Below are 18,960 nucleotides of genomic sequence, written 5' to 3' on the forward strand. Positions count from 1 at the left end.
ATGGCAGAGAAGAAACCCGTGGCAAAGAAGAAGAGTACGACGACGGTGTCGGTGTCGGTGCCGGTGCCGGTGTCGGTGTCGGGCGCGGACCCGGGCACGACCGCGCGGGCCGGGGTTCCGGCGGGACGGGCTTCCAGGCCGTCCGGCACCTCCCCCGGACGGGAATCCGGCGCGGGCAGTAACGGCGACCGCGCCGGGGGCGGACGGCGCGATCGGACCGGAGACCCGGACCCCGTCGGTCCCTCACGGCGGCGGATCATCGCGGCCGCGGGCACCGCCGGTGCGACCGGGCTGGCGCTGGGCGCCGCCGGGGGCGCCCTGGCCCATGCCGCCTCCCGTGACACCCCGACCGCGCTCACGACGGTCGGCTCGACGGAGGCAATGTTTCACGGGAAACATCAGGCGGGCATCACCACACCCCTCCAGTCCCGTGGCCATCTCATCGCCTTCGACCTGGCACCCGGCGCGGGCCGCAAGGAGGCGGCCGCCCTGCTCCGCCGCTGGTCGGCGCTGGCTGCGGCGCTGATGGCGGGTAAGCCCGCCCCGGGCGCCGATACGGGTGCCGATACGGGCGTCGCCCTCGACGCCGGACCGTCGTCCCTGACCCTCACCTTCGGCTTCGGCCGGACATTCTTCGACCGTACGGGCCTGGCCGCCCGGCGTCCGGCCGGTCTGGACCCGCTGCCCGCGTTCTCCGCCGACCAGTTGGACGCCCGGCGCTCCAACGGCGATCTCTGGGTGCAGATCGGCGCGAACGACGCCCTGGTCGCCTTCCACGCGCTGCGCGCGGTGCAGCGCGCGGCCGGGGAGGCCGCCCGTCTGCGGTGGCAGATGGACGGCTTCAACCGCTCGCCGGGCGCCACGGACCGGCCGATGACCACCCGCAATCTGATGGGCCAGGTCGACGGCACCAACAACCCCCAGTCGTCCGATCCGGACTTCGACCGCCGGATCTTCGTCCCGGGCGGCGGAGAACACGACTGGCTGGCCAACGGCTCGTACGCGGTCGTCCGGCGGATCCGGATGCTCCTGGACCCCTGGGAGCGGCTGCCGCTCGCGAAACAGGAGCGGATCATCGGCCGCCGCAAGTCGGACGGCGCCCCGCTGACCGGCGGTTCGGAGACGACACCGCTCGGGCTGGAAGAGCTGGATACGGACGGCCGGCCGGTGATTCCGGCGAACGCCCACTCCCGGATCTCAGCGCCGGAGCAGAACCAGGGTGCGGCGATGCTGCGGCGCCCGTTCTCGTACCACGACGGCGCCCTGCCGGACGGCTCCCCGGACGCCGGTCTGCTCTTCGTCTGCTGGCAGGCGGACCCGCTGCGGGGCTTTGTGCCCGTCCAGCGGAAGCTGGACCGGGGGGACGCCCTGTCGGAGTTCGTACGCCACGAGGCGAGCGCGCTGTTCGCGGTGCCGGGCGGCCCGGCGGAGGGGGAGTACGTGGGGCAGCGGCTCCTGGAAGCCTAGGGAAACCGGGCGGGGCGGCTTCGGGCCGGGGCTAGGGTGACTCGTATGTCAGCCACGCGGTACACGTATCTGGGCCCCGAGGGCACGTTCACCGAGGCCGCCCTCCGCACCCTGCCGGAGGCCGCCACCCGGGAACTCGTCCCGATGGTGTCGGTCCCGGCGGCGCTCGACGCCGTACGGAACGGGGACGCCGCGGCGGCCCTGGTCCCCATCGAGAACTCGGTCGAGGGCGGGGTGACGGCGACCCTCGACGAGCTGGCGTCGGGCGAACCCCTGATGATCTACCGCGAAGTGGTACTGCCGATCGCCTTCGCGCTGCTGGTACGGCCGGGGACGAAGCTGTCCGCCATCAAGACCGTCACCGGGCATCCGGTGGCCCAGCCCCAGGTCCGGAAGTGGCTGCGGGCCCATCTCCCGGACGCCTTGTGGGAGTCCGCCGCGTCGAACGCGGACGGGGCGCGGCTGGTGCAGGAGGGGCGGTACGACGCGGCCTTCGCGGGCGAGTTCGCGGCGGCCACGTACGGCCTCGAAGCCCTGGTGACGGATATCCACGACGCGCAGAACGCGGAGACCCGGTTCGTGCTGGTCGGCCGTCCGGCCCGGCCCGCGGCACCGACCGGCGCGGACAAGACGTCGGTCGTGATCTGGCAGCGGGAGGACCATCCGGGCGGTCTGCTGGAGCTGCTGCAGGAGTTCGCGGTACGGGGCGTCAACCTGATGCTGCTCCAGTCCCGCCCCACCGGGGAGGGCATCGGGAACTACTGCTTCGCGATCGACGCCGAGGGGCATATCTCCGACCGGCGGGTGGGCGAGGCGCTGATGGGGCTGAAGCGGATCTGTCCCGAGGTGCGGTTCCTGGGGTCGTATCCCCGGGCGGGGGTGGAGGCCGGAGACGTCGGCGGAGTGCGGACCGGCACATCGGACGCGGACTTCACCGCGGCCTCCGACTGGCTGGCCCGCTGCCAGGACGGCCGGCCCTGATCGTTCCCCGGGGCGCCCCGACCGCGCGAGTGCCCTGACCACTCCGAGGGCCCGGCCGCCCCACCGGCCCGGCCGCCTCGACCGGGTCGACCGGGTCGGCCACCTCGACCGGGTCGGTCGCACCGGTCCGCCGTCCGCCGGTCCGGTATCCGGGTGCCGTCGGACTGACCGGAACTTTCCCTACCTGCTGATTTTCATCATCCACAGAGTTATCCACAGGTCAGGACTCTCGACCTGGGGACAAGTCGACAGCGCGGAGCGACATCGTCGACAAATCGGCTCTCACACCCCGGAGAGCCCGGAACCGGACTCCACCCGTCCACAGCCGGCGGGACGCACCCCTGACAGGAGCCCGTCACCCTCATTTCATCGAGCCCCTCCTGGGGCGAGTAATTCCCACCCGAATGAGTGGGTGGGAAGGGTTTGAGAAGGGAATCCCGAAGGTGCGGCAGAGTTCCCAGGAATGATCAGTTCCGCAATCCACAGTTTTCTCACACAGCCTGTGGATAACTTTCCGGCAGGCGGCCCACCTGTGGACAACCGGCGGCCAAGTCCCGCAGCCCACAAGGAAAATGGGTCAATTCCAGCCGCCCCGGCATGCCCCGTTCCGGCGATGGGCGATGATTTCCCTTGACGGACACCACCGCGGAGCCGTCTCCGCTCGCACCTCCCGCGTTCGCCACCCCACAAGCCACTAAATCCCAGCAATAGGGACAAAAGGCTACGCAACGCAATATGAGGTGGCCGAGTGGGAGGCGAGCACCGGTAGCCTGGTGGGGTGATTGACCTTCGCCTGCTCCGTGAGGACCCCGACCGTGTTCGCGCCTCCCAGCGCGCCCGTGGAGAGGACGTCGAGCTCGTCGACGCCCTCCTCTCCGCCGACGAGCGGCGCAGGTCGTCCGGCGTCCGCTTCGACGAACTGCGCTCCGAGCAGAAGTCGCTCGGCAGGCTCGTCTCCAAGGCGTCCCCCGAGGAGCGCGCCGAGCTGCTGACCCGCGCGGAGCAGCTCAAGGCCGACGTCAAGGCGGCCGAGGCCGCCCAGAACGAGGCCGACGAGGAGACCCGCGGACTTCTGCTCCGCCTGGGCAACCTCGTCCACCCCGACGTTCCGGTCGGCGGCGAGGAGGACTTCGTCGTCCTGGAGACGCACGGCACGATCCGCGACTTCGCCGCCGAGGGTTTCGAGCCCCGTGACCATCTGGAGCTGGGCGAGGCGCTGGGCGCCATCGACGTCGAGCGCGGCGCCAAGGTCTCCGGATCGCGCTTCTACTACCTGACCGGTGTCGGCGCCCTGCTGGAGCTGGCGCTGGTCAACGCGGCCATCGCCCAGGCGACCGAGGCGGGCTTCATCCCGATGCTCACCCCGGCCCTGGTCCGGCCGCGCGCCATGGAGGGCACCGGCTTCCTCGGCCAGGCCGCGGAGAACGTCTACCACCTGGAGAAGGACGACTACTACCTGGTCGGCACCTCCGAGGTCCCCCTCGCCGCGTACCACATGGACGAAATTCTCGACGCCGAGAAGCTGCCCCTGCGCTACGCGGGCTTCTCGCCGTGCTTCCGCCGCGAGGCGGGCACGTACGGCAAGGACACCCGCGGCATCTTCCGCGTGCACCAGTTCGACAAGGTCGAGATGTTCTCGTACGTCGCCCCCGAGGACGCCGAGGCCGAGCACCGGCGGCTGCTGGAGTGGGAGAAGCAGTGGCTGACCTCGCTGGAGCTGCCGTTCCAGGTCATCGACGTGGCCTCGGCCGATCTGGGCTCCTCCGCATCGCGGAAGTTCGACTGCGAGGCGTGGATCCCGACCCAGGGCAAGTACCGCGAGCTGACGTCCGCGTCGAACTGTGACGGCTTCCAGGCCCGCCGGCTGTCGGTCCGGTACCGGGACGGCAAGAAGACGCAGCCGGTGGCGACGCTCAACGGCACGCTCTGCGCCGTACCGCGCACCATCGTGGCCATCCTGGAGAACCACCAGCTCGCGGACGGTTCGGTCCGGGTGCCCGAAGCCCTGCGGCCGTATCTGGGCGGACGGGAAGTCCTGGAGCCGATCGCCCGGTGAGCACGCCAGCACAGAGCCCGCGCGATCCCCGAAAGACACAGCAGTCGCAACAGGCACAGGAGCCCGGGCGGGAGCAGCAGCCCGGGCCGGAGCAGGAGCAGCGCGGAGCGTTCCCGTACCCCCTGATCGCCACCGATCTTGACGGAACGCTTCTGCGCGGCGACGGCACGGTCTCCGTCCGCAACCGGGACGCGCTCGCCGCGGCCACGGCCGCGGGGGCCGCGCATATCGTCGTGACGGGCCGCGGTGTGCCGTGGACCCGCTACATACTCGACGACCTCGGCTACCGCGGCCTCGCGGTCTGCGGTCAGGGCGCGCAGGTCTACCACGCGGGCGAGCACCGGCTGCTGACCTCCCTCACCCTCGACCGGAAGATCGCCGCGATCGCGCTGGCCAAGCTGGAGGCGGAGATCGGGCGGGTGGCGCTGGCCGCCAGCCGCGACGGTCTCGACGGGGACGTACTGATCAGCGCGGACTACGCGGCCCACGACGGGCCGCTGCCGTATGTCGCGCTGACCGATGTGGAGCAGTTGTGGGCCGAACCCCTCAACAAGATCTACATCCAGCACCACAGCCTCGACGACGACGCCCTGACGAAGGTCGCCCGGGAGACCGTGGGCGGTCTCGTCGACGTCGTCATGGCGGGGCCCGGCGTCGTGGAGCTGATACCGCTGGGGCTCACCAAGGCCACCGGGCTCTCCCTGGCCGCCCGCCGGCTCGGGGTGAAGGCGTCCGGCACGATCGCGTTCGGTGATATGCCCAATGACATCCCGATGTTCGCCTGGGCCGCGCACGGGGTCGCCATGGCCAATGCCCACGACGAGCTGAAGGCCGTCGCCGACGCGGTCACCGTCTCGAACGACGACGACGGTATCGCCGTGACGTTGGAAGGTCTGCTCGCGGCCTGAGCCGAATGGTTCCTGCGGCCCCTTTGGCCGGCCCTCCCGCGGCGAACTGCCGGGGGGAAGGGGGCGGCCCGCGCAGATGCGCGCTCGAAGCGGCCGCCCCCTCGGGCCGTACCGTGGCGCGGACGCCCGCCGATACGGCGGCTCCGCGGCCCTTCCGGTACCGCCCGGACGGAAGCGCGTCGGACGCTCGCGTCGCGTCGCGCTCCTCTCCCGGTCCCGGGGTTTCCGGCTGAACCGGCTTCCCCACTCTCCTCCCAACAACCGTGACCCGCCACCGGATTTCCGCCCGGCGGGCGAGGTCCGGGAGCGGTGCCGCGGGCCCGGGAAGCGGTACGGCGAAGGCCCCCGTCCGGGTGTCCGGAGGGGGCCTTCGCCACATGATGCGGGGGGGGCCGGCGCGGCCGGGGCCCTTTCGGACCGGGTGTCTCACTCCTCCCCGGCGAGCTTCAGCACCTTCAGCCGCTGGCCCGCGTACCACGTCGCCGCCACCGTGACGACGGTCAGCAGGACGACCGCCACCGGCAGACCGACGGCGGAACCGACGAATCCGTCTCCGGCGATCCGCTCGGCGAGCGCCAGCGACCACTGCTGCACGCTGAGCGTGCGGGCGCCCTCGACCAGCCGGCCGAAGAGCCCTTCCCAGACCAGGGCGTAGATCAGGCCGATGACGACGGCGTTCCGGCTGACCGTGCCGATGAGCAGGAACAGCGCGCTGTAGGCGATCGACCCGAAGAGCGCCGCGACGGTGTAGGCGATGGCGATCTGCTGGCCGTTGTTGTTGAGGATGAAGCCCGCGATCAGGGTCGGGACGGCGGAGAAGGCCATGGTGACCGCTATCGCGACGATCAGCTTGGTGAAGATGATCGTGGGCCGCTTCACCGGCTTGGCCAGCAGATAGACGATGGAACCGTCGTCGATCTCGGGGCCGATGGTGCCGGTGCCCGCGATGACGCCGATCAGCGGCACCATCGTGGCGAGGGCGAAACCGGAGAGCAGTTCGTTGGCGGTGTCGTCGTCCGCGCCGTTGAAGAAGCGGATCGCGATGGCGATGATCAGCAGCAGTCCGGGCAGGACGAAGAGGATCGCGGCCCGGCGGCGGCCGAGTACGGCCCGGTAGGTGAGCCGGGCGACCGTGGGGTTGTACATGGCGTCACAGCTCCTTTCAGGCCGCTACGAGGTAGGAGAAGACCGATTCGAGGGATTCGTCGGACGGCGAGACCGTGAGCAGCCGGATGGAGTTGTCCCGGGCGACGCGCGGCAGCAGTTCGGTGAACCGGCCGAAGTCGACGGCCTGGATGCGCAGGGCACCCTCGGTGAGATCGACTTCGATCCCGGAGGTCGACGGGTCGGCGATCAGCGCGGCGGCGAGCGCGCGGTCGTCGCTGGAGCGGACGAGATAGCGGTGCGGGCGGTCCGTCATCAGCCGGCGGATGCGGCGGAAGTCTCCCGAGGCGGCGTGCCGGCCGGCGACAACGACCTCGATATGCGCGGCGAGCTGCTCGACCTCTTCGAGGATATGGGAGGAGAACAGCACCGTACGGCCTTCGGCACCCATGCGCCGCAGCAGCTCCATGAGCTGCATGCGCTGCCGGGGGTCCATACCGTTGAACGGTTCGTCGAGCAGCAGCACGGACGGATTGTGGACCAGCGCCGAGGCCATCTTCACCCGCTGGCGCATGCCTTTGCTGTACGTCGAGATCTTCCGGTCCTGGGCGTATTCCATCTCGACCGTGGCGAGGGCATGGGCGGCTTCCTTGGCGCCGAAGCCGTGCAGTTCGGAGTTGGCGACGACGAACTCGCGGCCGGTGAGGAAGTCGTACATCGCCTCACGCTCGGGTACGACACCGATCTCGCGGTAGGCGGATTCGTTGCGCCAGATCGGGGTGCCGTCCAGGGTGACACTGCCCGTCGACGGCGCCAGGAAACCACCCATCATGTTGATGAGAGTGGACTTTCCGGCTCCGTTGGGTCCGAGCAGTCCGGTGACGCCCGGGCCGATGGACATGGTGATGTCGTTGACGGCGACGACGTTTCCGAACCACCGGGAGACGTGGTCGATGGAGATGGTGGTCATGGGCGCGGCCCGTTCTCTCGGATCTGCCGGAACTCGGGGAGTTCGCGGGGTGCTCGGTGGGTGTCGTTCACAGTCCCGCCTTCGCGTAGCGGCGCATCAGCGCGGCGTACGATCCGGCGATGAGCGCGAGGACGACCAGCAGATAGACCACGCCGACCGCGGCTCCGGGGCCCTCGCCGCCGGGGAATCCGCTGCCGGCTCCGAGGAAGGCGGTCTGGAAGCCGTCGATCAGGCTGAACGGCGAGAAGAGGCCGATCCACTTGACCACATGGCCGGATCCATTGGCCTCGGCGATGGCCTGGACGGAGGTCACCGCACCGAAGCTGATCACCAGCATGCCGATGATCGCGGCGACGCCGAAGCCCCGCCGGGGCGTGGTGGCGGCCAGCACGAGGCCGATTCCGGCGTACAGGACGGAGAGCACGGCGACGGAGACCAGTCCCTGGCCGAACTCCTTCGACTGGTCGAGGAAGTCCATCTTGGCCAGCAGCGCCCCGATGTAGAGCACGACCAGCGGCAGCGCCGTGAGAAGGAACATGGCGGACGCCATCGCCCCGTACTTCGCGACCACGTAGTCGACGCGTTCGATGGGGCGGGAGAAGTAGAGGGGCACCGTACGGAACCGCAGGTCGCGGGAGACGGTCTGCGGCGCCTGGGCCGCCAGGAAGAGCGCGATCACCATGGAGAGGGCACCGGCGTACTGGGTGTACTCCAGGGGCAGTTCGTCCGATTTGATGGTGACCGCGACCGCCACCATGATCAGTGCGGGTACGCACATCACGGCGAACAGCAGCATCGGCATGACCTTGGACTTCGCCGAGCGGCCGAGGCCGAAGGCACCGCGCAGGGACTGTACGTAGAGGGAGCGGCGCACATAGGCGCGGCCGAGGCGGCGGCCCGAGTAGTTGCGGTAGCCGATGTTGTGGATCCGGGCGGCTTCGGGCGCCGTGTCCGCGCCGCCGGCCGGGGAGGGGGTCGTGGTGCTCATCGGGGCTGCCCCTTCGTGGCCTGGGCCGGGTCGGCGGCCGGTGCCCGGCCGGTGCCGGGCGCGGTGGCCTCGGCGGCGGGCGCGGGCGTGTGGGAGCGCGCGGCGGGCGGCATCGCGGCCGGGGGTGCGGCGGCCGTCTCGTCCGGGCCCGTCCGGAAGACCTCCGCTATGTGGTGGCGGCGCTGTTCCATCCGTACGAGGCCGAGGCCGAGCGCCGCGACGGTGTCGCGGACGACGTCGTACGTCTCCTCGCCCCGCGCCTCCATGAGGAGGATGTGGCCGGCGCCGGGCAGGCCGTCCTCCATCCGGTCGTGGAGGGTGACCCCGGCGGCGATCAGCCGTTCCCGCAGGGCGGCGGTGCCGTCCGGGTGGGTGTCGGAGTCGGTGACCTCGACGGCGAGGGTGGTGGTGGCCTGGGTGAAGTCGCTGGTGGAGCTGGAGCGCAGCAGGGCGCCGCCGTCGATGACGACGACGTGGTCACAGGTGCGTTCGAGTTCGCCGAGGAGATGGGAGGTGACCAGGACCGAGATGCCGAAGTCCGTGTAGACGCGGCGGATCAGGCCGAGCATCTCGTCCCGGCCGACCGGGTCGAGGCCGTTGGTCGGCTCGTCGAGCAGCACCAGCTTGGGGTCGTGGACCAGCGCCTGGGCGAGCTTGACGCGCTGCTTCATACCGGTCGAGTAGCCGCCGATGGGGCGGTACCGCTCCTCGTAGAGGCCGACGTGGCGCAGGGTGTCGGCGGTGCGCTCGCGGGCCGCGGAGGCCGGGAGCCCCGACATGCGTGCCATGTGGACGACGAACTCGGTGGCGGAGACATCGGGCGGCAGGCAGTCGTGTTCGGGCATGTAGCCGACCTGCTCGCGGATGGAGGCGCCCTCGGTCGCGACGTCGAAGCCGAGCACGGAGGCCCGGCCCTCGGTCGCGGGGGAGAGCCCCAGCAGAATTTTGATCATCGTGGACTTACCGGCCCCGTTGGCACCCACCAGCCCGGTCACACCCGGTCCGATGTCCAAGGAGAGCCGGTCCAGAGCGGTCACCCGGGGGTACCGCTTGCTGAGGCCTTCAAGGGCAATGACATTCACGGGACCGACCGTAGTGGTGCCGGGCGCCGGGGGCGTCAGACCTGGCGGTCGGATCCTTCTCCGACTCCAGGTGGACGGGCCCTGGGATCGCCCTACGAAAGTGAGCAGTGCGGCGGTGCCGGTTGTCGTCCGATGGGCGACGGAGCGGCTACGTCAGGAGGAGCAGGGGGCGCGCCGCCCCTGAGTTTTCCACAGGCCGGCGTACGGACCTTGACGCAGTCGTCGGGCATTGTCACATTCATCAGTGGCAGCGGTTGAGTGCGGAGCGCGACCGCGCGCTCACGGACGGACAGGGGCGCGGAACACCGGAGTTCGGGGCACAGAGGTACAGGGGTACGGAGCGCAGGGGAGGCACGGACATGGTTGCGGGTGACCGGATGGGTGCTGCGGCGGGCGGCTCCGGGGTGCCGGGGGCGCGGGAGCGCCGGGTGCGGACGGGTGGCGTCGAGCTGTGCGTGGCCGAACTGGGCGTGGCCGGACCGGGGGATGCGGACCGGCCGACGGTCGTTCTCGTCCACGGCTATCCCGACAGCAAGGAGGTGTGGTCCGAGGTCGCCGGCCGGCTGGCCGCCGATCACGGGTTCCATGTGGTGCTGTACGACGTCCGGGGGCACGGGCGTTCGTCGGCGCCCCGGCCGCTGCGGGGCGGTTTCACCCTGGAGAAGCTGACGGACGACTTCCTGGCGGTGGTCGATGCGGTGAGCCCGGACCGGCCGGTGCATGTCGTCGGCCACGACTGGGGGTCCGTGCAGGCGTGGGAGTTCGTCACCGTGCCGCGTACGGAGGGCAGAATCGCCTCCTTCACGTCGATGTCGGGGCCGTCGCTCGACCATCTGGGCCACTGGGTGGGACGGCGGGCCGCCCGGCCCACCCCGCGGGCGCTGGCCCAGCTGCTGGGCCAGGGGGCGCGGTCCTGGTACGTCTGGGCCCTGCACGCCCCCGCCCTGCCCGAGCTGGTCTGGCGCGGGCCGCTGGGCCGGGCCTGGCCGGGGATGCTGGCCCGCAGCGAGAAGGTGTCGACGGCGGACTATCCGACGGCGTCGCTCCCTGAGGACGCGGCGCACGGCGCCTGGCTGTACCGGGACAATGTGCGGGCCAGGCTGTCCCGGCCCCGGGCGGATGCCCGTGCGCACTGCCCGGTCCAGCTGATCACGGCCACCGGGGACGTCTTCCTCTCCGAGCGGCTCAACGACGATCTGGCGGAGTGGGTGCCGCGGCTGACCCGTCGCTCCGTGGTGGCGAAGCACTGGATGCCCCGGACCCGGCCCGATCAGTTGTCGTCGTGGATCGCCGGGTTCGTGGTGGCCCAGGAGGGCGGCCCCGGAAGTGCGGGGGCCGCTCCGGCAGGGCCGGTGGCGGCGACCGGGCCTCGTGCGGAGCGGTTCGGTGGCCGGCTGGTGCTGGTGACGGGGGCGGCGAGCGGTATCGGACGGGCGACGGCCCTGGCCTTCGCGGCGGCGGGGGCGCGGGTGGTGGCCGTCGACCGGGACGCCGGGGGCGCGGCGCGCACCGCCGAACTGGCGCGGCGGGCCGGGGCGCTCAAGGCCTGGGCCGAGGTGGTCGACGTCTCCGACGAGGGGGCGATGGAGAAGCTGGCGGCCAAGGTCGCCGGGGAGTACGGCGTGGTCGACGTCCTGGTCAACAATGCCGGGATCGGGATGTCGGGCCCCTTCCTTGAGACGTCGTCCGAGGACTGGCGGAAGGTCCTCGACGTCAATCTGTGGGGGGTGATCCACGGCTGCCGGCTCTTCGGGCGGCAGATGGCGGACCGGGGCCAGGGCGGCCATATCGTCAACATCGCTTCGGCGGCCGCCTATCAGCCCTCCAGATCCCTGCCCGCCTACGGAACGTCCAAGGCAGCGGTGCTGATGCTGAGCCAGAGCCTGCGGGCCGAGCTGGCGGACCGGGACATCGGGGTCACGGCGGTCTGCCCGGGCTTCATCAACACCGGCATCACGTCCACCAGCCGCTTCACCGGAGTCGACGCGGCCGAGGAGCGGCGCAGACAGCGCAGGGCCGCCCGGCTCTACGAGCTGCGGAACTACCCGCCGGAGAAGGTGGCCGACGCGATCCTCCGCGCGGTGCTGCGCAACAGCGCGGTGGTGCCGGTGACGCCCGAGGCACGCGGGACCCTGCTGCTGTCCCGGTTCGCCCCGAAGGTGCTGCGCGGTCTGGCGCGGGTGGAACCACGGCTGTGAGGCGGCCGCCTGGGACGTCAGCGGTGCGGCCCGGAGAGGTACGGGAGACGGCAGGGAAGGGGGCGCCATGTCCGAACAGCCGGTCGCGGAGTACCGAATCGAGGATCTCGCGCAGCTGAGCGGTGCCACGGTCCGGACGATCCGGGCCTATCAGGACCGGGGTCTGCTGCCGAAGCCGGAGCGGCGGGGCAGATCCAATGTGTACGGCGCCGCCCATCTCACCCGTCTCCGGCAGATCTCCGGTCTCCTCGACCGCGGCTACACCCTTGCCTCGATAAGGGAGTTGCTGGAGGCCTGGGACACCGGGCGGGGGCTGGAAGGGGTCCTGGGACTGGTCGCCGGGGTGGAGGTGGCGGAGTCCGGCGGGGAGACGTACGTCGGCGGAGCCGCCGAGCCGGTCCGCCGTCCGCTGCCGCTCGCACAGCACACCGCCGGTGCCGAACTGGGCGACGCCGTGCAGATCTTTGCGCCCCGCCGCCTCCATCACCGTCCGGTGGAAGGCGGAGCGGTGGAGGGCGCCTCGGATCCCGGGCTCGTCGCCCTGCCGGTGGAGACGATCAGGGCTGTACGGAACCTGGTTGGCCCGGAGAACACCGCGGCCTTCATCACCGCTGCCACGGAACGGGAGCTGCAGGCCAGGACCTTGGATGTGCTGACGGCAAGGCCCCTTCAGGAGAGCTGACTTCGCCAAGCACTGCGATACACAGCTCAGTTGTCCACAGAATTGCCAATTCCCTTGTGGATAACTCGTATTCACTGTGGATCAAACCTGGGAGTGCTCACTATTTCGGTGGCATCGACCACAGGGACGAATGACCTGAGGAGGGTCATGAACGAGAGTGCAACAGCGCCGGCTCCCCGTTCAGATCGGTTCGACAGCGATACGGAGGCGGCACAGCCTGCGCAGGTCGTCCGTGTCGCTGGTGAGAACGGTCACGTCGCCGTGCTCGGCGTGGGCCGTAGCCGCGAGCATTGCGTCGACAGCGTACTTATGACCGTGCAGGCCTTCCTCGGCAAGCAGCCTGCTTGCCGCCCGCGCGATCTCTTCCGTAACAGGGCGCACCTTGGTCAGGGAGACGGCATGGTCGAACGCCGCCTGCGGCACCTTCGGGTCGCGCGCCTCCACCAGCGTGGCGGCGCTCGTCACGACGAGCAGGTCCAGCCTGCGGGCGACGTCCAGCCAGACGGTCGCGTCACGATGTCGGCGGGCGAGCTTGGAGAGAGCCTCGCTGTCGAGAACGAGCGTCCCGCTCATGCGGCGTCCGCCGGAGCGGATTCACCGCGATGGGCAGCATGGTGGGCGCGAATACGTTCGGCCTTCTCCGACACCTCGGCAGGGTTGACAGGGCCGTGTTCCGCTTCAGCGGTGGCGATGTACTCGTCGATGGCCTCCCGCTGGAGCTGCCGCTGCACGGCCTCCTCGATGTAGGAGGAGACACCTTGTCTCCCGGCGCGTGCGCGGATCGCTTCCAAGGTCTCGGCGCGCAGGGAGACGCTGGTGACTCGGGTCCTACCGGGGCGAGGGGTGTCCATGAGAGAAGTGTAGTACATGGCCTATTAACTATCTGGTGTTCCGTGAGCACATCCGTGGATCGCGGCCGGCCCACGTATCGTCGGGGTATGCGTCTGAGCACCGTGATCCTTCCCGTCCACCGCTGGGCCGAAGGGCAGAAGATCTGGCGGCAGGCCGAGGACCTCGGCTTTCACACCGCGTACACCTACGACCATCTGACCTGGCGCACCTTCCGCGACGGCCCCTGGTTCGGTGCACTGCCCACCCTGACCGCGGCGGCGTCGGTCACCGCACGCATCCGGCTCGGCACCCTCGTGACCTCCCCGAACTTCCGGCACCCCGTCCCCCTCGCCAAGGAGCTGATGAGCCTCGACGACATCAGCGGCGGCCGTTTCACCCTCGGGATCGGGGCGGGCGGCGACGGTTTCGACGCCACCGCCCTCGGCCAGGAACCGTGGACGCCCAGGGAGCGCGCCGACCGGTTCGCCGAGTTCGTGCCGCTGCTCGACCGGCTGCTCACCGAGGAAGCCGTCAGCCATGAAGGCACCCACTACTCGGCCCGGGAGGCCCGGGCCCTTCCCGGCTGCGTCCAGCGGCCCCGGCTGCCCTTCGCCGTCGCCGCGACCGGACCGCGCGGTATGCGGCTCGCCGCCCGCCACGGACAGGCCTGGGTGACCACGGGCGACCCGAAGATCGCCAAGACGGGGACGCCCGAGCAGTCCCTCACGGCGATCGGCGCACAGCTGCGCCGCCTGGAGGAGATCTGCGCGGAGACCGGCCGGGACGCCGCCGGGCTCGACCGGATCCTGCTGACCGGCTTCACCCCGGACCGCGGCACCCCGATGGAGTCCCTGGACGCGTTCGTCGACTTCGCGGGCGCCCACTTCGCCCTGGGCATCGACGAGATCGTGATCCACTCCCCGATCCCGGACTCGGAGTTCGCCGCGGACCAGGCGGTCTACGAGAAGATCGCCGTGGACGCCCTGGGCCAGCTGCGCTGACGGTCGGCCCTGTCCCGGGGGGGCCGTGCCCTCCGGGGAGCGGTGCCCCGCCCCCGTACCACCGCGGCGAGGGACCACAGCCACGTGCCTCCCGTCCCCATGGCCCCGTCCGCCGCTCCGGCACCCCCTCCGGGGCCGTTCGGCGTCTCATCCGTGCCTCCACTCGCACGCACGTGCGGCTTCGTACGGAAGAATGAATGGGTGACCCCTGCAACCGATCCCCGCGGCCCGTCCCCGGCCCCTCCGCCCAGGCTGATCGCCACGGATCTGGACGGCACCCTGCTGCACGACGACAAAACGGTCTCGGCGCGGACCGTCGCCGCGCTCGCCGCGGCCGAGGACGCGGGGATCGAGGTCTTCTTCGTCACCGGCCGCCCCGCCCGCTGGATGGGGGTCGTCAGCGACCATGTCCACGGCCACGGCCTGGCGATCTGCGCCAACGGCGCCGCCGTCGTCGATCTGCACTCCGGCGGCACCCTCCTCACCGTCCATCCGCTGGAGCGCGCCACCGCTCTCGGCGTCGTACGGACCCTGGGCACGATCGCGCCCGGCACCACCTTCGGAGTCGAGACCACCGGCGGTTTCCACCACGAACCGGCCTATCCGACGCTGTACGCCGACGAACCGGGAACCATCGTCGCCGCGGCCGAGAAACTCCTCCAGGACGGTGCCGTCGGCGGGGCACCGGTCATGAAGCTGCTCGCCCAGCACCCGGAGCTCGCCCCGGACACCTTCCACGCACTGGCCCGGGAGCACATCGGAAGCCTCGCTTCCGTCACCCGGTCCAGCGCGGGCGCGCTGCTGGAGATCAGCGGCCCGGGCGTGAGCAAAGCCAGCACGCTCGCCCGCTGCTGTGCCGAGCGCGGCATCTCCGCCGCGGAGGTGGTGGCCTTCGGGGACATGCCGAACGACGTGGAGATGCTCCGCTGGGCGGGGACGTCGTACGCGATGGGCAACGCACACCCGGACGTGATCGCCGCGGCGTCGGGGCGGACCGTCGCCAACAACGAGGACGGCGTCGCCGTCGTCATCGAGCAGATCCTGCGCGAGCGCGCCTGACCCCGGCAGGGCGGGGGATCCGACCGGGACCGGCGGCGCACGACGACCGGCCCGGCAGGGGCCCGGCCGGAACTCGGCAGCAGAACACCGCTGCGGGCCGGTCGGTACCGGGCAGCAGAACACGCAGCGGGCCGGGTCCGGACACGGCAGCAGGACACCCCGAGCCCGGCCCGGCAGGGGCACAGCCGGGCCCGCGGCCGCTTCCGGTATGCGGCGCTCCGGCGTCAGCCCGCGCCAGGGTGCCCCGACCCGGCGGCGCTCCGGCGTCACCCGCGTCGGCGGTGCCCCGCCCCGGCCGTCAGCCCGCGTCCGGGTCCGGCGACGACGCCAGCCCGACCCCCCGCTCCCGCAGCCAGCCGGCCGGATCCACCCCTGACCCCAGGTACGGGGTGAGCCGCACCTCGAAGTGCAGATGCGGCCCGGTCGAGTTGCCCGTCGACCCGGCGAGCCCGATCACCTGCCCCGTACGCACCGATTCGCGCCGCCCCACCGCCACCGACGACAGATGCGCGTACTGCGTGTAGTAGCCGTCGGGGTGCCGGACGACGATCTGGATGCCGAAGGCTCCACCGCAGGACACCGACAGCACCCGGCCCGCCCCCACCGATCTCACGGGCGTGCCGATGTCGACGGCGAAGTCCTGGCCGGTATGGCGGTGGGCCCAGCGTTCACCGCCGCTGCCGAAGCCCGCGGACAGCCGGTAGCGGTCGACCGGCGGCACCCAGGCCGGGCCGCCGCCGGACGCGCCCGGCTCCGACCCCGCGGCGCCCCGGGCCGGACCCGCGCACGTCCCCGCCGCCGACCGGGCCGCCGCCTCGTTCCGGAGCGTCCAGCGCGCCGCCTCCAGCCTGCGTTCCAGCCCCTGCCGCACCCGGGCCAGCCGCGCCGTGCGCGCCTCCAGGTCGTGCCGCGCCCGCCGGGCCCGCTCCTCGGCCGCCGCCAGCTCCTCCGCCGCCGCCCCGGCCTGTACGAGCAGCCGCTGAACAGCGGTTTCGGCCTGCCTGGCGGCCCGCCGTCCGCGCATCAGCTCATCCGGATCCCGGGCGAGCAGCAGTCCTGCGGTGACAGTGAGCTGTCCGCCGGTGCGGTACTGGTCGCGGGCGATCGCCCCCACGGCGTCGTGCAGGGCGGCGACTTCGGTACGGCGCAGGGCGAGCTGCTTCTGGAGCCGGGCCACGGCCACCCGCTGTCCGTCCGCCGCGCGCCGGCTCCTCTCGTACGCGGCGGTGATCTCCGCCGTCTCCTCGAACAACCGCGCCACCTCGGCGGACGTCCCGGTGACCGCGGCTCCGTGGGACGGCGCCGGGTCGGACGCGGCCGCCTCCGGACGGCCCGCTGGGTCCTCGGAGGCATCGGGCCCTTCGGCTCCGGACGGTTCCGGGGGTCCGGTACGTTCCTGATCCGCCGGGTCCGCCGGGTCCGGAACGCCCGGGCCCTCTTCCGGCGGGTCCGCGGGTTTCTCCGCCGTAGCCGGTCCGGCGGTGACGGCCGGTCCGGCCGTCACCGCGGTTCCGCCCGCCTCGACGGCGACCGCGGGACCGGGCACCAGCAGCGCACACACCACCATCACCAGGACGGACAGGGGCGACCGGCGGCTTCGGCACAGGCACATGCTCCGGATCGTCACCCGCGGGCTCCCCGATCCCGGGGAGCGCCGGGGGTTCGTACGGCCACCCGGACCAGCAAATCCCCCCGGCCCGCCGAAGCCTCGCCCGGCTCCTCCGGTCCCGCCCTCCCCCTACAGCGGTGCCTCCCAGCGGACCGTGGTCCCCTCGCCGCCCTCGCCGATGCCCGCCCCGCAGGTGCTCGACCCGCCCAGCGACTCCGCCCGCCGCGCCAGATTGCGCAGCCCGCTGCGCCGCCCCCCGGCCGGGATGCCGACCCCGTCGTCGGCGACCGTCAGGCGTACCCCGTCCGTCCCGTCCGGCAGCTTCACCGTCGCGTCCACCACCACGTCGATACGCGACGCGTCCGCGTGCCGGAAGGCGTTCGACAGCGCCTCCCGGAGCGCCGCGATCAGGTTCTTCCCGGTCAGTTCGCCGACCACCGTGTCCACCGGCCCCAGAAAGCGGTGGCCGGGGGTGAAGCCGAGCGGTACGGCCGCCATGTTGATCTCGCGCAGGACCCGGGTCCGCAACCCCGACGGCGCCTCCGCCGGTCCCTGCTGGAGCGCGAAGATCGCCGTACGGATCTCCTGGATGGTCACATCCAGTTCGTCGACGGCCTTGCCGACCCCGTCCTGGACGGCGGGCACCCGGGACCGCCGCTGGGCCCCCTCCAGCATCATCCCGGTCGCGAACAGCCGCTGGATCACCAGATCGTGCAGATCACGGGCGATCCGGTCACGGTCCTCGTAGACCGCGAGCCGCTCCCGGTCCCGCTGCGCCTCGGCCATGATCAGGGCCAGTGCGGCCTGGGAGGCGAACTGGGTGGCGAGGGTCCGCTCCGCCTCGGTGAACTGGCGGGCGCCCCGGGCCCGCGGAGTGGCCAGTGCGCCCAGCACCCGGCCGCCGCTCTGGAGCGGCAGCATCATGCAGGGCCCGTACCGCCCGGCACTGCGGGTGATCACCCGCGGGTCGGTGGCCGCGTCCGCGACGAACACCGGCTCCCCGGCCAGCAGCCTCTCGATCACCGGGCTCTCCGGCGGCATCACCTCGCCCAGGGCCGTCGCGGGCCCGTCGGCGGCGACGGCCACGATTTCGAGGCCGCCTTCGTCGGCCGGGAGCAGCACGATCCCGGCGGCGGCGTCGGCAAGCCTGCGGGCCTGTTCGGCGACGACGGTCAGCGCGTCCTCGGCGTCCCCGCCGGACAGCAGGGCGGTGGTGACGGCGACCGAGCCGTCGATCCACCGCTCGCGCTGGCGGGCGGCCTCGTACAGCCGGGCGTTGCCGATGGCGATGCCCGCCTCCGTGGCCAGTACCCGCACCATGTGCAGGTCGTAGTCGTTGAACCGGGCCCCGCCGCGCTTCTCCGCGAGATAGAGGTTGCCGAAGATCTCGCCCTGGACCCGGATGGGGACGCCGAGGAAGGTCCGCATCGGCGGATGCCCGGGCGGGAAGCCCGCCGAGCGGGGGTCGGTGGTCAGATCGGCGAGCATCACCGTCGCCGGATCGTGGATCAGCGCACCGAGCAGTCCCCGCTGGCCGTCGGGCCGGTGACCGATCCGGGTGGCCGTCTCCTCGTCGATCCCGTGGGTGACGAAGTCGGAGAGCCCCCGGCCCTCCTCGTCGACGACACCGATCGCCGCATAGCGGGCGTCTGCGAGTTCGGCCGCGGTCTCGCAGATCCGGTCGAGGGTGGTGTGCAGTTCCAGACCGGTGCCGACGGACCGCATCGCCTCCAGCAACTGCGGCACCCGGGCGGTCAGCTCGGTGGACAGCCCCTGCAGGCTGCGGGTCACCCGGGTCGCGGCCTCCAGCGGATCGCCCGTCTCCCCGGGGTCCTGCGCACGGTCCGGCATCTCGTCGGTGTCGGCGTCGGTGGGATCCGGGACGGGCTCTGTCATGCCCTTGAGCCTAGTAATTCCGATTTGGCGAGAAAAGTCGGCTCCCTCGGGCGCTGTGGGGCCGCGGCGGCGCCCGGCCGGGCCGGGGCGTCCCCGAACGCGCCCCCCGACCGGCCGGGGCCGTGCTC

The 18,960-nt window shown here is 71.8% G+C and carries 16 protein-coding genes; 8 read left to right on the forward strand and 8 right to left on the reverse strand.

What is annotated here, in order from left to right:
* From efeB to B7R87_RS15630, 4 genes are all read left to right on the forward strand, one after another.
* A complete protein-coding gene (gene efeB / locus B7R87_RS15615; protein ID WP_006348119.1) occupies positions 1–1,467 on the forward strand; it encodes an iron uptake transporter deferrochelatase/peroxidase subunit in 1,467 nt (488 codons plus the stop codon).
* Positions 1,468–1,512: 45 nt separating this feature from the next.
* Positions 1,513–2,448, forward strand: coding sequence for a prephenate dehydratase (pheA, locus tag B7R87_RS15620; protein WP_006348118.1), 936 nt, complete (start codon positions 1,513–1,515; stop codon positions 2,446–2,448).
* A 778-nt stretch (positions 2,449–3,226) separates the two neighbouring features.
* The gene (gene serS / locus B7R87_RS15625; protein WP_006348117.1) at positions 3,227–4,504 is read left to right on the forward strand and encodes a serine--tRNA ligase; all 1,278 of its coding nucleotides are present in this window, start codon (positions 3,227–3,229) and stop codon (positions 4,502–4,504) included.
* 122 nt (positions 4,505–4,626) lie between these two features.
* The gene (locus B7R87_RS15630) at positions 4,627–5,412 is read left to right on the forward strand and encodes an HAD family hydrolase (protein WP_040915591.1); all 786 of its coding nucleotides are present in this window, start codon (positions 4,627–4,629) and stop codon (positions 5,410–5,412) included.
* Positions 5,413–5,838: 426 nt separating this feature from the next.
* Here B7R87_RS15630 and B7R87_RS15635 read toward each other — a convergent pair whose 3' ends face one another.
* The 4 genes from B7R87_RS15635 to B7R87_RS15650 all read right to left on the reverse strand — a co-directional run bounded on the left by B7R87_RS15635 (position 5,839) and on the right by B7R87_RS15650 (position 9,556).
* Complete coding sequence (locus B7R87_RS15635; protein WP_006348115.1) at positions 5,839–6,558, reverse strand: ABC transporter permease; 720 nt, start codon at positions 6,556–6,558, stop codon at positions 5,839–5,841.
* A 16-nt stretch (positions 6,559–6,574) separates the two neighbouring features.
* Positions 6,575–7,486 carry an ABC transporter ATP-binding protein gene (locus B7R87_RS15640; protein ID WP_006348114.1) on the reverse strand — a complete coding sequence of 304 codons (912 nt, stop codon included), beginning with the start codon at positions 7,484–7,486 and terminating at the stop codon, positions 6,575–6,577.
* A gap of 67 nt (positions 7,487–7,553) precedes the next feature.
* Positions 7,554–8,474, reverse strand: a complete 921-nt coding sequence (locus B7R87_RS15645; RefSeq protein ID WP_006348113.1) for an ABC transporter permease — start codon at positions 8,472–8,474, stop codon at positions 7,554–7,556.
* On the reverse strand, positions 8,471–9,556 hold the full coding sequence (locus tag B7R87_RS15650) for an ABC transporter ATP-binding protein (protein ID WP_233168838.1): 1,086 nt from the start codon (positions 9,554–9,556) through the stop codon (positions 8,471–8,473). The genes B7R87_RS15645 and B7R87_RS15650 overlap by 4 nt, the downstream gene beginning before the upstream one ends.
* A gap of 359 nt (positions 9,557–9,915) precedes the next feature.
* On the opposite strand from B7R87_RS15650, the gene B7R87_RS15655 reads away from it, so the two are divergent.
* Both B7R87_RS15655 and B7R87_RS15660 read left to right on the forward strand, forming a co-directional pair.
* Positions 9,916–11,754 carry an SDR family oxidoreductase gene (locus B7R87_RS15655; RefSeq protein WP_233168839.1) on the forward strand — a complete coding sequence of 613 codons (1,839 nt, stop codon included), beginning with the start codon at positions 9,916–9,918 and terminating at the stop codon, positions 11,752–11,754.
* Between the two features lie 67 nt (positions 11,755–11,821).
* Positions 11,822–12,436: a MerR family transcriptional regulator gene (locus B7R87_RS15660; RefSeq protein WP_006348109.1), complete on the forward strand. Its 615-nt coding sequence runs from the start codon at positions 11,822–11,824 to the stop codon at positions 12,434–12,436.
* A gap of 180 nt (positions 12,437–12,616) precedes the next feature.
* Here B7R87_RS15660 and B7R87_RS15665 read toward each other — a convergent pair whose 3' ends face one another.
* Together B7R87_RS15665 and B7R87_RS15670 are read right to left on the reverse strand one after the other, a co-directional pair.
* Entirely contained in the window at positions 12,617–13,009 is a 393-nt protein-coding gene (locus tag B7R87_RS15665; protein WP_006348108.1) for a type II toxin-antitoxin system VapC family toxin, read from the reverse strand.
* Positions 13,006–13,287, reverse strand: coding sequence for a hypothetical protein (locus tag B7R87_RS15670; RefSeq protein ID WP_164516011.1), 282 nt, complete (start codon positions 13,285–13,287; stop codon positions 13,006–13,008). Before B7R87_RS15670 ends, B7R87_RS15665 begins: the two co-directional genes overlap by 4 nt.
* 87 nt (positions 13,288–13,374) lie before the next feature.
* On the opposite strand from B7R87_RS15670, the gene B7R87_RS15675 reads away from it, so the two are divergent.
* Both B7R87_RS15675 and B7R87_RS15680 read left to right on the forward strand, forming a co-directional pair.
* A complete protein-coding gene (locus B7R87_RS15675) occupies positions 13,375–14,268 on the forward strand; it encodes an LLM class flavin-dependent oxidoreductase (protein WP_006348106.1) in 894 nt (297 codons plus the stop codon).
* A gap of 201 nt (positions 14,269–14,469) precedes the next feature.
* Positions 14,470–15,327, forward strand: a complete 858-nt coding sequence (locus B7R87_RS15680; protein WP_006348105.1) for a Cof-type HAD-IIB family hydrolase — start codon at positions 14,470–14,472, stop codon at positions 15,325–15,327.
* Between the two features lie 298 nt (positions 15,328–15,625).
* On the opposite strand, the gene B7R87_RS15685 is transcribed toward B7R87_RS15680, so the two are convergent.
* Both B7R87_RS15685 and B7R87_RS15690 read right to left on the reverse strand, forming a co-directional pair.
* Positions 15,626–16,939, reverse strand: coding sequence for a M23 family metallopeptidase (locus tag B7R87_RS15685; RefSeq protein ID WP_233168840.1), 1,314 nt, complete (start codon positions 16,937–16,939; stop codon positions 15,626–15,628).
* Positions 16,940–17,065: 126 nt separating this feature from the next.
* Positions 17,066–18,787 (reverse strand): sensor histidine kinase, encoded by a 1,722-nt coding sequence (locus B7R87_RS15690; protein ID WP_040915578.1) that lies wholly within the window; start codon positions 18,785–18,787, stop codon positions 17,066–17,068.
* Positions 18,788–18,960 lie beyond the last annotated feature (173 nt).

It is taken from the genome of Streptomyces tsukubensis (genome assembly GCF_003932715.1).
Lineage (GTDB): Bacteria > Actinomycetota > Actinomycetes > Streptomycetales > Streptomycetaceae > Streptomyces > Streptomyces tsukubensis.

Bases quoted from the DNA above. Each gene is read 5' to 3' on its own strand.
- efeB (WP_006348119.1), top strand. From the start codon at position 1: ATGGCAGAGAAGAAACCCGTGGCAAAGAAGAAGAGTACGACGACGGTG.
- pheA (WP_006348118.1), top strand. From the start codon at position 1,513: ATGTCAGCCACGCGGTACACGTATCTGGGCCCCGAGGGCACGTTCACC.
- B7R87_RS15635 (WP_006348115.1), bottom strand. From the start codon at position 6,558: ATGTACAACCCCACGGTCGCCCGGCTCACCTACCGGGCCGTACTCGGC.
- B7R87_RS15640 (WP_006348114.1), bottom strand. From the start codon at position 7,486: ATGACCACCATCTCCATCGACCACGTCTCCCGGTGGTTCGGAAACGTC.
- B7R87_RS15645 (WP_006348113.1), bottom strand. From the start codon at position 8,474: ATGAGCACCACGACCCCCTCCCCGGCCGGCGGCGCGGACACGGCGCCC.
- B7R87_RS15655 (WP_233168839.1), top strand. From the start codon at position 9,916: ATGGTTGCGGGTGACCGGATGGGTGCTGCGGCGGGCGGCTCCGGGGTG.
- B7R87_RS15660 (WP_006348109.1), top strand. From the start codon at position 11,822: ATGTCCGAACAGCCGGTCGCGGAGTACCGAATCGAGGATCTCGCGCAG.
- B7R87_RS15665 (WP_006348108.1), bottom strand. From the start codon at position 13,009: ATGAGCGGGACGCTCGTTCTCGACAGCGAGGCTCTCTCCAAGCTCGCC.
- B7R87_RS15670 (WP_164516011.1), bottom strand. From the start codon at position 13,287: ATGGACACCCCTCGCCCCGGTAGGACCCGAGTCACCAGCGTCTCCCTG.
- B7R87_RS15675 (WP_006348106.1), top strand. From the start codon at position 13,375: ATGCGTCTGAGCACCGTGATCCTTCCCGTCCACCGCTGGGCCGAAGGG.
- B7R87_RS15685 (WP_233168840.1), bottom strand. From the start codon at position 16,939: ATGTGCCTGTGCCGAAGCCGCCGGTCGCCCCTGTCCGTCCTGGTGATG.
- B7R87_RS15690 (WP_040915578.1), bottom strand. From the start codon at position 18,787: ATGCCGGACCGTGCGCAGGACCCCGGGGAGACGGGCGATCCGCTGGAG.